The organism is Rhizobium sp. P32RR-XVIII (assembly GCF_012641395.1).
Lineage (GTDB): Bacteria > Pseudomonadota > Alphaproteobacteria > Rhizobiales > Rhizobiaceae > Rhizobium.
The window spans coordinates 98,865-111,359 of record NZ_JABAIH010000012.1 but is presented as its reverse complement, the minus strand read 5'-3'; the positions used below and the strand labels follow the sequence as shown (position 1 = coordinate 111,359).

General features: G+C 60.5%; 11 protein-coding genes. 9 read left to right on the top strand and 2 right to left on the bottom strand.

From position 1 onward, the window contains the following. Window positions 1-33 precede the first annotated feature (33 nt). From lpxD to lpxB, 5 genes are read left to right on the top strand one after another with little or no spacing between them, the layout of a single operon-like run. Window positions 34-1,098: a UDP-3-O-(3-hydroxymyristoyl)glucosamine N-acyltransferase gene (gene lpxD, locus HGP14_RS26225; protein ID WP_168832804.1), complete on the top strand. Its 1,065-nt coding sequence runs from the start codon at window positions 34-36 to the stop codon at window positions 1,096-1,098. Next, a complete protein-coding gene (fabZ, locus tag HGP14_RS26220; RefSeq protein WP_168832803.1) occupies window positions 1,091-1,558 on the top strand; it encodes a 3-hydroxyacyl-ACP dehydratase FabZ in 468 nt (155 codons plus the stop codon). Before lpxD ends, fabZ begins: the two co-directional genes overlap by 8 nt. Continuing rightward, on the top strand, window positions 1,555-2,373 hold the full coding sequence (gene lpxA, locus HGP14_RS26215; protein ID WP_168832802.1) for an acyl-ACP--UDP-N-acetylglucosamine O-acyltransferase: 819 nt from the start codon (window positions 1,555-1,557) through the stop codon (window positions 2,371-2,373). The genes fabZ and lpxA overlap by 4 nt, the downstream gene beginning before the upstream one ends. 2 nt (window positions 2,374-2,375) lie before the next feature. Next, window positions 2,376-3,257: an LpxI family protein gene (locus tag HGP14_RS26210; RefSeq protein WP_168832801.1), complete on the top strand. Its 882-nt coding sequence runs from the start codon at window positions 2,376-2,378 to the stop codon at window positions 3,255-3,257. Further along, window positions 3,242-4,414, top strand: coding sequence for a lipid-A-disaccharide synthase (gene lpxB, locus HGP14_RS26205; RefSeq protein WP_168832800.1), 1,173 nt, complete (start codon window positions 3,242-3,244; stop codon window positions 4,412-4,414). The genes HGP14_RS26210 and lpxB overlap by 16 nt, the downstream gene beginning before the upstream one ends. 26 nt (window positions 4,415-4,440) lie before the next feature. Here the strand turns inward: lpxB and gltA are convergent, their stop codons facing one another. Then, complete coding sequence (gene gltA / locus HGP14_RS26200; protein WP_168832799.1) at window positions 4,441-5,730, bottom strand: citrate synthase; 1,290 nt, start codon at window positions 5,728-5,730, stop codon at window positions 4,441-4,443. Between the two features lie 295 nt (window positions 5,731-6,025). Between gltA and HGP14_RS26195 the strand changes: the two genes are divergently transcribed. Then, window positions 6,026-8,458: a ComEC/Rec2 family competence protein gene (locus HGP14_RS26195; RefSeq protein ID WP_168832798.1), complete on the top strand. Its 2,433-nt coding sequence runs from the start codon at window positions 6,026-6,028 to the stop codon at window positions 8,456-8,458. Here HGP14_RS26195 and lexA read toward each other — a convergent pair. After that, window positions 8,439-9,155 (bottom strand): transcriptional repressor LexA, encoded by a 717-nt coding sequence (gene lexA / locus HGP14_RS26190; protein ID WP_168832797.1) that lies wholly within the window; start codon window positions 9,153-9,155, stop codon window positions 8,439-8,441. The genes HGP14_RS26195 and lexA overlap by 20 nt on opposite strands. A gap of 190 nt (window positions 9,156-9,345) precedes the next feature. Between lexA and HGP14_RS26185 the strand changes: the two genes are divergently transcribed. The 3 genes from HGP14_RS26185 to eno all read left to right on the top strand — a co-directional run bounded on the left by HGP14_RS26185 (window position 9,346) and on the right by eno (window position 12,492). Beyond that, window positions 9,346-10,239: a VOC family protein gene (locus HGP14_RS26185; RefSeq protein WP_205927351.1), complete on the top strand. Its 894-nt coding sequence runs from the start codon at window positions 9,346-9,348 to the stop codon at window positions 10,237-10,239. After that, on the top strand, window positions 10,236-11,078 hold the full coding sequence (gene kdsA, locus HGP14_RS26180) for a 3-deoxy-8-phosphooctulonate synthase (RefSeq protein WP_168832796.1): 843 nt from the start codon (window positions 10,236-10,238) through the stop codon (window positions 11,076-11,078). Before HGP14_RS26185 ends, kdsA begins: the two co-directional genes overlap by 4 nt. A gap of 139 nt (window positions 11,079-11,217) precedes the next feature. Next, window positions 11,218-12,492 carry a phosphopyruvate hydratase gene (gene eno, locus HGP14_RS26175; RefSeq protein ID WP_168832795.1) on the top strand — a complete coding sequence of 425 codons (1,275 nt, stop codon included), beginning with the start codon at window positions 11,218-11,220 and terminating at the stop codon, window positions 12,490-12,492. The last annotated feature ends 3 nt before the right edge of the window (window positions 12,493-12,495 follow it).

Below are 12,495 nucleotides of genomic sequence, written 5' to 3'. Positions count from 1 at the left end.
GGCAATCCAGAATCGAAAACTGGAGCTTTGCCGGTGGTGCAGAACAATTTTTTTCCGTCCGGAGATGGCGTCAGACTTTCGGAGCTGGCGCACCATCTCGGGGCGGAACTAGCCAATCCTGATAGTGGGGATGTCCTCATCCGCTCCGTAGCGCCGATCAATCGCGCGAAAGCGGGGGATCTTTGCTACATCATCTCGCGCAAGAGCCGTGCCGAGCTTGAAACCACTCAGGCTTCCGCGGTTCTCTGCGATCCTGCCATCAGCTCGGCCGTGCCGCCGCATATCCCGGTTCTGTTGTCGAAAAATCCGCATGCGGCTTTCGCCATCGCCGGCGGGCTCCTGCATCCGGAGGCGCTTCAGCCCGTCGCGCTCGTATCTTCCGCAACCGACGTTTCGCCCAGCGCGGTGGTCGATCCGACCGCGCGGCTCGAGCCGGGCGTGATCGTAGAGCCTTTGGCCGTGATCGGGGCCAACGCCGAAATCGGCCAGGGTACGCGTATCGGTGCTGGTGCCCTCATCGGTCCAGGAGTGAAGATTGGCCGCGATTGCACGATCGCGGGCGGCGCCAGCATCCTCTGCGCTCTGCTGGGCAACCGTGTGATCGTGCACAACGGCGCACGTGTCGGCCAGGATGGCTTCGGCTACGCGCCGGGGCCGCAAGGCATGATCAAGATCGTTCAGATCGGCCGCGTCATTATCCAGGACAATGTTGAAATTGGCGCGAATACGACGATCGATCGCGGTACAATGGACGATACGGTGATCGGCGAAGGGACCAAAATCGACAATCAGGTCCAGATTGGCCATAACGTCAAGATCGGACGCCATTGCGCGATTGTTTCGCAGGTCGGCATAGCCGGCAGCACAATCATCGGAAACGGTGTTCAGATCGGCGGCCAGGCCGGACTTAATGGCCATATCGTGATAGGCGATGGCGTGCAGATCGCGGCAAAAAGCGGCGTCATCCAAAGCATTCCCGCCGGAGAGCGATACGGCGGTATTCCGGCGCGCCCGGTAAAGGATTTTCTTCGAGAATCTGCGGAAATAATGGCGCGCGCCGGCGCGCGCGCTCACAAGACTGGAGAGAAGAATGACTGAGGGGGCCAAAGCGTCGCTTTCGTCGGCGGACATCATCGAGATCATGAAGCTTCTGCCGCATCGCTACCCGTTTTTGCTCGTCGATAAGATCGTTGAGATCGACGGCGATGAATCCGCGATCGGCATCAAGAACGTTACCGCTAATGAGCCGCATTTCACCGGCCATTTTCCTGAGTCGCCCATAATGCCCGGTGTTTTGCTGATTGAAGGCATGGCACAGACGGCAGGCGCCATCTGCGCGCGCAAGGATGGAACGAACGGCAACCTGGTCTACTTCATGACCATCGACAACGCGCGCTTCCGCAAGCCCGTGATTCCGGGCGATCGGGTCGAGTTTCATGTGAAGAAGCAGAAGCAGCGCGGCAATATCTGGAAATTCCATTGCGACGCCAAGGTGGACGGCGGCCTGGTCGCGGAAGCCGATATCGGCGCGATGATCCTGCGCAGGGAAGATGTATGAGCACGATCGCCGCAAGCGCCCGTATCCATGCCATGGCTGTTGTCGAAGATGGCGCGGTCATCGGGGAGAATGTGATAATCGGGCCTTTCTGCCACGTGGGACCGCAAGTTACGCTGCATGACGATGTGGAGCTTATAAGCCATGTCGTCGTTCTCGGACGCACGACCGTGGGCGCCGGATCGCGCATTTTTCCGTCTGCGGTGGTTGGCGGGGATTCGCAGAGCGCTCGACACAGCGCGGTGGATACTGCGCTCCTGATTGGTCGCAACTGCACCATCCGCGAAGGCGTGACGATGAATACCGGTACGGTCGAGCACGGTGGTGCGACGATCATCGGAGACGACTGCCTCTTCCTGGCCTATTCCCATGTCGCGCATGATTGCCGCGTCGGCAATCATGTCATCCTGTCGAACAATGTCATGTTGGCTGGCCACGTCTCGATCGGCGATCACGCCATCATCAGCGGCGGGGCGGCCGTGCATCAATTCACCCGCGTCGGTGCCTACGCCTTCGTCGGCGGTCTTTCCGCCGTCAGCTACGATGTCATCCCCTACGGCATGCTGAACGGAAATCCAGGCTTGCTCGGCGGTCTTAATGTCGTCGGCATGACGCGCGCCGGGGTCGATCGCACCGTCATCCATACAGTGAGGCGCGCCTACAAGGCGATCTTCGAGGGCTCGGGATCGATCCGCGAAAACGCGGCAGCGATCCGTGACGAATATGCGGATTGCGAGCAGGTTATCCAGATCCTCGATTTCATCGCCGCGGAAAGCGACCGCGCGCTGTCGTCACCGACACGAGGACAGAAAGGCTGACCTTGTCTCCCGCCGGTGATACCGACAAAGGCCGTCTGGCGATCATTGCGGGGAACGGTCTTCTGCCCTCTTATGTTGCCGAGGCGGCGCGGGCAGCCGGCGAGAATCCATTTGTGATCTCGTTGAAGGGAGAGCTCGACCGGTCATGGGAGGGCTACGACCATGCGGTGATCGGCGTCGGCGATTTCGCGGCGCTTGACGGACTTTTCAAGCGTAACAACATCACCCGTGTCGTGATGTCGGGCGGCGTTCGCAAGCGTCCCGAATGGCGGGAGGTGCGGCCGACCTGGCGGACGATTGCGAAGATGCCGGCCGTGGTGCGAACCCTGCTTTCGGGCGGCGACGATACGGTGCTGCAGATGGTTATCAAGCTCATCGAGGATAACGGCCGCCGGGTCATTGGTGCGCAGGACATTGCGCCGGACTTGCTGGCGGCTGTTGGGCCGATCGGGGCGCTGTCGCCGGGAGAGGACGACAAAACCGATATCCTGAAGGCTGCACAAGCCGCCGAGGCGCTCGGCGCTCTCGACGTCGGGCAGGGTGCTGTCTCGGTCGGCGGGCGCATTGTGGCGCTGGAAGGCGTCGAGGGGACCGACGGCATGCTTGAGCGTGTTGCTGCGCTGCGGGATGCCGGGCGGATATCGCCGCGCAGGCGCGGCGTACTGGTTAAGCTCTGCAAGCAGCAGCAGGATATTCGCGCCGACCTGCCGTCGATCGGGCTGTCGACCGTGACAAACGCGAAGAAGGCCGGGTTGGCGGGCATTGCCATTGAGGCCGGCCGCGCGCTTGTGCTAGATCGGCAGGCAGTGATCAAGGCGGCCGACGAGGCGGGACTCTTTGTCTGCGGACTCGATCGCGGCTTGTCGTCATGGGGGCTGCAATGAAGCTCGCGATCGTCGCCGGTGAAGTTTCCGGAGATCTTCTCGGGGCCGATCTCGTGGCGGCACTGAAGCGAAGACAGCCGGGAATCGAGCTGGTCGGCGTCGGCGGTGACGCTCTGGAGGCGCAGGGGTTAAGGTCGCTCTTCGACTTCTCTGAACTTTCGATCATGGGCATCACACAGGTGCTTGGTAAGCTTCCGAAGCTTGTTGCGCTCATCAGGCAGACGGCGGCTGCGATCATCGCGGCAAGGCCCGATGTTCTGGTCATCATCGACAGTCCCGATTTCACGCATCGCGTTGCTAAACGAGTCCGCGAAGCCCTGCCTGATTTGCCGGTCATCAACTATGTCTGTCCCAGTGTATGGGCGTGGAAAGAATATCGCGCGCAAGCGATGCTGGGCTATGTCGACCACGTGCTGGCCGTTCTGCCGTTCGAGCCACAAGTGATGGAGCGGCTGGGCGGGCCGCCGACGACCTATGTCGGTCACCGGTTGACGGCTGATCCGGAGCTCGTCGCCGCGAGGGGCCGCCGCGTCGCGCGCGGGATTTCAGGCGACCGCCAGAAAACCATCATGCTTTTGCCTGGCTCGCGCTCGACAGAGATCACGAGGCTAATGCCCTATTTCGAGGCTGCCGTGAACGAGCTCGTTGCACGAAACGGCGGTATGCGTTTTGTCATGCCGACCGTCAGCCGCCGCGAAGCTGTCGTCCGCGAACTGGTAGGAAAATGGAAGGTCCAGCCCGACATCCTGATCGGGAATGATGCAAAATGGCGGGCCTTTGGCGAGGCAGACGCAGCGCTCGCGGCATCCGGCACAGTCGTCCTCGAGCTGGCTCTGACCGGCGTTCCGACCGTCTCGACATACAAGACGGACTGGATCATGACGATGCTGACCTCCCGGATAAAAACCTGGACGGCATCAATTCCAAATCTGATCGCCGATTACGCCGTGGTGCCGGAATATTTCAACGACGTCTTGCGCGGCAGCGGTCTTGCCCGCTGGATGGAGCGGCTGTCGCAGGACACGCTGCAGCGGCGCGCGATGATGGAGGGCTTCGACCTCGTCTGGCAGCGTATGCAGACCGAAAAGCCGCCTGGCGAGCGGGCGGCGGATGTTGTTCTCGACGTTCTGGACAAGAAAAAACCCGGTCATCACTGACCGGGTTTTCTGTCGGGCGAGGCGGCTTAGCGCTTCGAAACCGGCACGTAATCGCGCTGCGGTTCACCCACATAAAGCTGGCGCGGACGGCCGATACGCTGCTGCGGATCTTCGATCATCTCGTTCCACTGGGCGATCCAGCCGACGGTGCGCGCCAGAGCGAAGAGAACGGTGAACATCGTCGTGGGGAAGCCCAGAGCCTTCAGCGTGATGCCGGAATAGAAGTCGATGTTCGGATAGAGCTTCTTCTCGATGAAGTATTCATCGGTCAGGGCAATGCGCTCGAGCTCCATGGCGACTTCGAGAAGCGGATCGTCCTTGATGCCAAGTTCGCCGAGAACTTCATGCGTCGTCTTCTGCATGATCTTGGCGCGCGGATCGTAGTGCTTGTAGACGCGGTGACCGAAGCCCATCAGGCGGAACGGATCATTCTTGTCCTTGGCACGGCCGATATATTCCGGAATCCGGTCGACCGAGCCGATTTCCGAAAGCATGTTGAGCGCCGCTTCGTTTGCACCGCCGTGTGCCGGACCCCAAAGGCAGGCAATGCCGGCTGCGATGCAGGCAAACGGATTGGCGCCCGAGGAACCGGCGAGACGAACCGTCGAGGTCGATGCATTCTGCTCATGATCGGCATGCAGGATGAAGATGCGATCCATGGCGCGCGAGAGAACCGGATTGACGGTGTATTCTTCGCAAGGAACGGCAAAGCACATGCGCAGGAAGTTCGACGCATAGTCGAGATCGTTCTTCGGATAAACGAAGGGCTGGCCGATATGGTACTTGTAGGCCATGGCGGCAAGCGTCGGCATCTTTGCGATCATGCGCAGGCTTGCGACCATGCGCTGGTGCGGATCGGTGATGTCGGTCGAGTCGTGATAGAAGGCCGACAGCGCGCCGACACAGCCGCACATCACAGCCATCGGATGCGCATCGCGGCGGAAGCCGGTGAAGAACCGCGACATCTGCTCATGCACCATCGTGTGATGCGTGACGCGATAATCGAAATCCTTTTTCTGAGCAGCCGTCGGCAATTCGCCGTAGAGCAGCAGATAGCAGACTTCGAGGAAGTCGCCATGTTCGGCGAGCTGTTCGATCGGATATCCGCGATGCAGCAGAACGCCTTCGTCGCCGTCGATATAGGTGATCTTTGATTCACAGGCCGCGGTCGAGGTAAAACCAGGGTCGTACGTGAAGGCACCGGTGTTTTTATAGAGTGCACCAATATCGATGACGTCCGGCCCGATCGTCCCGCTTTTCACGGAAAGATTGGCGGACTTCTCGCCGATTTTGATTGTTGCGCTTTGATCAGTCATGGTGATCCTCCAACTGGCGGGGGCGGCGCCATAAAAGCGCCACAGGGGTTAAGCGTCCTCAGCGATTGCTATATGATCGAGACGCTAATGCCAAGTTACCGTGACGTCATTTTGTGCATCGCAGTATCAACTTTTGGGCACTGCTGCGATGACAGAAATGCATAGCGGAAGCCGATGCTTGGCTCGGCTTTTTCAGGCTGCGTTTGTTTGTCTTTTTTCCGTCATTTATTTATTGCTGAAACCCTCTCCAGACGGCATTCTGGTTGTATTTTAAGGCGCTGCCGGACTGGGGTACATGCCGGAGTTGAGAACGAGCGAAACGCACATCGGCTCGTCAGTAGATGTTGCGGACAAGTTGCCGCGCGGACCTCTCCCCGCGCCGGCCGACGCTGCGCGATGGCACTTGCAGCGCACGCAAAACAATCGCCCGCTGCTCGCTGCCGTTCCGCGGATGCGGGCACAACTTCAGGCCTCTGTTCTGCGGATGGCGGGCGAGGAAACGGCGCATGGCGCACGCCTGCTGTTTGCGCCCGTCTTTCTGGGGCTGGGTGCGGCAATCTGGTTTGTCGCCGGCGGCGGAGTTTCAATGCGCTCCTCGGGCCCCTGCCTGTTTTTTATGCTTGCGGCGCTCGCCGTGACGAATCGCAACCGTGAGGTGCTGCGCGCTGTCCTGACGGCGCTTGTGCTCATCGTTTGCGGCATATTGGCCGCGCAATTCGAGACGCGGCGCGCGGCAACGCTGATGCTCGATTCCGCCGTGACCACGACGCTGACTGGCCGCGTCGAGCGGCGGGAAGGCGATGGCCGCGGCGGATGGCGTTACGTTTTATCTGTCCGGGCCACGGAGCAGCCTTTGTTGAAGCGACCCCCGGCGCGGGTTACCGTCGTCGCACGAGGGCGGAAAGCCGAGTTCGAGACCGGCACTTGGCTGAAGGGCAGGGCGCGATTGACGCCGCCGGCCGGGCCAGCGCTCCCGGGCTTGAACGACTTTGCCGTCAAGACCTATTTCGACGGCGTCGGCGCCAACGGCTTCTTCTATGGTGCGCCAGTATCGGTGCCGTCGGGGCAGGAGGACGCTCGAAATTTCGGCGAAAATTGGCTGGAATGGCTCTATCACCTGCGCAGCGGGATTGGCGATCGCATAAGGTCGATCCTGCCCGGTGACACCGGTGCTTTTGCCGCCGCGCTGGTGACGGACGAGCGCCGGGCAATTTCCAGCGAGACGACAGAGGCGCTCCGTCAGTCCGGTCTTGCCCATATCATCGCGATCTCCGGGCTCAACATGGCGCTGTCGGCGGGTATTTTCTTTGTCGGATTCCGTTCGATACTCAGCCTCTTTCCGGGTGTCGCTCAGGCCTATCCGACGAAAAAGATTGCGGCGGCGGGTGCGCTGGCGGCGGTGACGGCCTACTTCTTGATCTCAGGCTTTGCCGTTTCGGCCGAACGCGCCTTCATCATGATGGCCATCATGCTGGTTGCCGTTTTCTTCGACCGGCCCTCCATCAGCCTCCACAATGTCGCGCTTTCGGCACTCCTCATCATCGCTGTTTCTCCCTCCGAAATCATGGGCCCGAGCTTTCAGATGTCCTTTGCCGCCACCCTGGCGCTGGTCGCGGGATATGCGCTTTGGAAGGAGCGGCCGGTGCGCGAAAGCCCATTTTCAAAAATGCGATCGCTTCGGCTGTTGGTTTCCGTTTCGGGTTTCTTCGGCGGAATCCTGCTCACATCCGTTATCGGCGGCCTTTCGACGGCACTGTTCTCGATCGAGCATTTCCACCGGCTGACGGCCTACGGTCTGCCGGCCAACCTCGCGGCCATGCCGATCATTTCCTTCGTCATCATGCCTGCAGGCCTGCTTGCCATGCTGCTGATGCCCTTCGGGCTCGACGTGCTGCCGTGGAAGGTGGTGGGTTTCGGTCTCGATCTCGTAATCGCGGTTGCCAAGACGGTGTCGTCCTGGGGCGGCGACATCGGCGTGGGCAGGCTGCCCGGCTGGTATTTTCCGGCAGCGGTCGCCGGTTTCCTGCTGCTCACGCTGCTGCGCACCCGGCTTAGGCATATGGGAGCCGCGATCATCGCCGGTTCGACGCTTGCCGTTGCACTCATGCCGGGTAGAGCCGCGCCAGATGTGGTGATTGCCGAAGACGGAAGTCTTGTTGCAATCGTCAGGCAATCCGCTCTCGCCTCCAACCGCGAACGCCCGCCGGATTTCATTTTCGACCAGTGGAAACGAGCGCTGGTTATCGATGACCACCGGCCGCCAAAATTGCTTGATACCGCTTCGGCCCCGCCTTCGGCAAAAGACGGGGAGAGATTGAGGCTTTCTCCGGCGCAACAGGAAGAAGCGAGAGATGCGATGCGGAACGCCGCTTCGGCAGGCCATTTCACCTGCGTCAAGAAAGCCTGGTGCACGGCAGAGCTCGAAAACGGCTCCATCCTCGCAGTGATCGAAAATGCCGCTTATTTCGGCCCGGCTTGCGACACAGCGGATATCGTCGTGACGCCGGTGCGGCTGCGGTCCGGCACCTGCCGATCCGGAGCAATGCTGTTTACCGGCGAAACCCTGAGGAAAACCGGCGCCGTCGAGCTACGCTTTGGAGACGGCACCGCGGACATCACAACGGCATTCGAGAACCTTGACCGTCCCTGGAGCCGCCACCGCGCCTATGATTGGCGCAGCGGCACATTTGCCGGGGATGCGTTGCCGGTCAGTGATAGCGGCGAATGAGGCCGACGAGCTTGCCTTGAACCTTGACGCGGTCCGGCCCGAAGATACGCGTCTCATAGGCCGGGTTTGCGGCTTCAAGCGCGATGGAAGCTCCCTTGCGGCGGAACCGCTTGAGGGTCGCTTCCTCGTCATCGACCAGTGCCACGACGATGTCGCCGGGGTTCGCGGTATTTGAATTGCGGACAATGACCGTATCGCCATCGAAGATGCCGGCGTCGATCATCGAATCGCCCTTGACCTCGAGCGCGTAGTGCTCGCCCGAGCCCAGCATATCGGCGGGGACGGTGATGTCGTGGGTATTGTTCTGGATTGCCGAGATCGGCACGCCGGCTGCGATGCGGCCCATGACAGGAACGGAAACCGCACTGTTGTTGTCTTCGTTCGCCGGCTTCGGCGGGGCTGCTACCGGCTGCGGTTTGCCGAGGCTGCCCTCGATAACGCTTGGCGAAAAACCGCGGCGCGGCTGAATGCTCGGGTTGTAGGCCTCCGGAAGCTTGATCACCTCAAGTGCGCGCGCCCGGTTCGGTAGGCGACGAATGAAACCACGCTCTTCAAGCGCCGTAATCAGGCGGTGGATGCCGGATTTGGAGGCGAGATCCAGCGCGTCCTTCATTTCGTCGAAGGATGGCGGGACGCCGGATTCTTTCATCCGCTCATGAATGAAGAGGAGAAGCTCCTGTTGTTTGCGCGTCAGCATCGAAGTTTAACCCCAGATTCGTGAAACAAAGCCAGAACAGACACTATATGTTCCATATGTGTTCCGCAAGTACCTAAATTTCGGTAAAACTTTTTCTGAAGTGCATTCATTTTGGGGCTTTTTGTTTGCCGGGTCACCGCTTGCGGCTTGCATCGCGGGAACAGGCCGCGCAAATCTGGAGCACTGGAAAATGGAGACGCGCCCGATGCCTCATCCACTGGATCATCTTGTCCTACCGGTCACGGACATCGACCTGGCGCGGGAACGGCTGGGAAGACTGGGATTTACCATCGCGCCAGAGGGCTGCCACCCGTTCGGAACGGAGAACGCTTGCATCTTCTTTGCCGACAAGACCTATCTCGAGCCGCTTGCTATCGAGAATGCGAAGAAATGTGAAACATCCGTGCGCGGGGGCAATGTTTTTGTGGCGCGCGACCAGGCTTTTCGCTTCCGGTGCGGCAATGATGGGTTTTCTGCGGTCGCTTTCAGCACAGAGGATGCGGACGCCGATCATTCTGCCTTCATGAATGCCAGGCAGAGCGGCGGCGACATGCTGGAGTTTTCGCGTCCGATCGAAATGCCGGATGGCTCGCAATCGACCGGCGCCTTCAAGCTCGCTTTTGCGGCCGACCTCAGGGCGCCGGATTTCTTTCTCTTTGCCTGCCAGCGCATCAATGCCTTTCCCACCAATCGCGACGCGCTGGAAAAACACGAAAATGGCGTAGCCGGTATTCGGGAAGTCGTGCTGAGCGCGCCGGAGCCCGAAGCTTTCGGCGCTTTCGTTCAACTGGCGGCGTCCGGGGCAAAGGTGGAGCAGACCAGTTTCGGCCTGTCAGTTGCAACTCCCAACGTCAAAATCAGTCTGCTGTCTCAGGAGGGGATGGAAGCCTATTTCGATGTCGCACAGCCGCTGGCCGACAAGGGGCTCCGCGGCAGCGCCATCGTTTTCCGCACCCGAGATATTACCGTGACAGAGGCCCTTCTGACTGCTAACGGGATGACCTATACACGCATCAGCAACAGAGTTCTGGTGAAGCCTGCGCCCGGCCAGGGTGCAATCTTCGCCTTTGAGGAGACCCCATGAGCAATACCAACTCCGAAGTCGCAGTCGGCGAAGGCGCCGGACGCGTTGTGTTTTCCAATAGCGGCCGGCTGTCGCTGATTGCCGGTCCCTGCCAGATGGAAAGCCGCGAGCACGCCTTCATGGTCGCCGGCGTTTTGAGCGAACTCTGCAAGAAGCTCGGCATCGGCCTCGTTTACAAGTCGTCCTTCGACAAGGCGAACCGCACGTCGCTTTCCGCCCAGCGCGGCATCGGGCTTGAAACGTCGCTGGAAGTCTTCGCCGATCTGAAAAAGGAGTTCGGTTTTCCGGTGTTGACCGATGTCCATACGGAAGAGCAATGCGCGGAAGTCGCTACGGTGGTCGATATCCTGCAGATCCCTGCCTTCCTCAGCCGTCAGACGGACCTTCTGGTAGCCGCCGCCAAGACTGGCCGGGCAATCAACGTCAAGAAGGGCCAGTTCCTGGCGCCGTGGGATATGAAGAACGTCCTCGGCAAGCTGAATGCGACCGGCAATCCGAACATCCTGCTTTGCGAGCGCGGTGCCTCCTTCGGCTACAACACGCTGGTTTCCGACATGCGCTCACTGCCGATCATGGCGGCGATGGGCGCGCCGGTGATTTTCGACGCTACCCATTCGGTGCAGCAGCCGGGCGGGCAGGGTGGTTCGTCAGGCGGGCAGCGCGAATTCGTGGAAACGCTGGCGCGCGCCGCTGTCGCCGTCGGTGTTGCCGGCGTCTTCATCGAGACACATGAGAATCCCGACAACGCCCCGTCCGACGGCCCGAACATGGTCCATCTGAAGGACATGCCGCGGCTTCTCGAAAAGCTGCTGGCGTTCGACGCAATCGCGAAGAACTGACGTTCAAAAGTCTGACATGATCGTGTAATAGGCCACGTACGATCGCTGCAGCGGAGGACGCTCAAAGCGCCATTGTAATTTGCGCGTCTTCGATTAAGACGATTTCAAACGATTTAACCGCCACCGAGCAGGAGAAACCATGACTGCAATTACCGACATTATTGCCCGCGAGATTCTTGACAGCCGTGGCAATCCGACCGTTGAAGTCGATGTCTATCTCGAAGACGGCAGCATGGGCCGGGCGGCGGTGCCGTCGGGCGCTTCGACCGGCGCCCACGAAGCCGTTGAAGTTCGCGACGGCGGCAAGCGCTATCTCGGCAAGGGCGTGGAAAAGGCCGTCGAGGCCGCCAATACCGAAATCTTCGATGCGATCGGCGGCATCGACGCCGAGAACCAGATCCAGATCGACAACATCATGATCGAACTGGATGGCACGCCGAACAAATCGCGCCTCGGCGCCAATGCCATCCTCGGCGTATCGCTCGCCGTCGCCAAGGCCGCCGCCCAGGCTGCCGGTCTGCCGCTCTACCGCTATGTTGGCGGCGCCAGCGCCCATCTGCTGCCCGTCCCGATGATGAACATCATCAACGGCGGCGCCCATGCCGACAACCCGATCGACTTCCAGGAATTCATGATCCTGCCGGTTGGCGCCGATTCGATCCGCGAAGCTGTGCGCATGGGTTCGGAAGTGTTCCACGTCCTCAAGAAGGAACTGTCGGCTCAGGGCCACAATACCAACGTCGGCGACGAAGGCGGTTTTGCACCGGGTCTGAAGAGTGCGCCCGAAGCCCTCGATTTCATCATGAAGTCGATCGAGAAAGCCGGCTACAAGCCGGGTGAAGACATTTTCCTCGGTCTCGATTGCGCCTCGACCGAATTCTTCAAGGACGGCAAGTACGTGCTTGAAGGCGAGGGCCGCACGCTGGAATCCGGCGCCATGGCCGAATACCTCGCCGAACTCGTCGGCAAGTATCCGATCATCTCCATCGAAGACGGCATGGCTGAAGACGATTGGGACGGCTGGAAGGCTCTGACCGACCTTGCAGGCAAGACGTGCCAGCTGGTTGGCGACGATCTCTTCGTCACCAACTCGGAGCGCCTGCGTGACGGCATCCGCATGGGTGTCGCCAATTCGATCCTCGTCAAGGTGAACCAGATCGGCTCGCTGACGGAAACGCTGGATGCGGTCAACACCGCGCATAAGGCGGCTTATACCGCCGTCATGTCGCACCGCTCGGGCGAAACCGAAGATTCCACGATTGCCGATCTCGCGGTTGCCAGCAACTGCGGTCAGATCAAGACCGGCTCGCTGTCGCGCTCCGACCGTCTGGCGAAGTACAACCAGCTGATCCGCATCGAAGAGGGCCTCGGCCCGCAGGCCCGCTATGCCGGCCGTTCGATCATCCGCGGCTGATTG

Excerpts from the sequence above, each read along its gene's own strand:
- kdsA (WP_168832796.1), top strand. The coding sequence starts at position 10,236 with ATGAGCAATACCAACTCCGAAGTCGCAGTCGGCGAAGGCGCCGGACGC.
- fabZ (WP_168832803.1), top strand. The coding sequence starts at position 1,091 with ATGACTGAGGGGGCCAAAGCGTCGCTTTCGTCGGCGGACATCATCGAG.
- lpxA (WP_168832802.1), top strand. The coding sequence starts at position 1,555 with ATGAGCACGATCGCCGCAAGCGCCCGTATCCATGCCATGGCTGTTGTC.
- HGP14_RS26195 (WP_168832798.1), top strand. The coding sequence starts at position 6,026 with ATGCCGGAGTTGAGAACGAGCGAAACGCACATCGGCTCGTCAGTAGAT.
- eno (WP_168832795.1), top strand. The coding sequence starts at position 11,218 with ATGACTGCAATTACCGACATTATTGCCCGCGAGATTCTTGACAGCCGT.
- lexA (WP_168832797.1), bottom strand. The coding sequence starts at position 9,155 with ATGCTGACGCGCAAACAACAGGAGCTTCTCCTCTTCATTCATGAGCGG.
- gltA (WP_168832799.1), bottom strand. The coding sequence starts at position 5,730 with ATGACTGATCAAAGCGCAACAATCAAAATCGGCGAGAAGTCCGCCAAT.
- lpxB (WP_168832800.1), top strand. The coding sequence starts at position 3,242 with ATGGGGGCTGCAATGAAGCTCGCGATCGTCGCCGGTGAAGTTTCCGGA.
- HGP14_RS26185 (WP_205927351.1), top strand. The coding sequence starts at position 9,346 with ATGGAGACGCGCCCGATGCCTCATCCACTGGATCATCTTGTCCTACCG.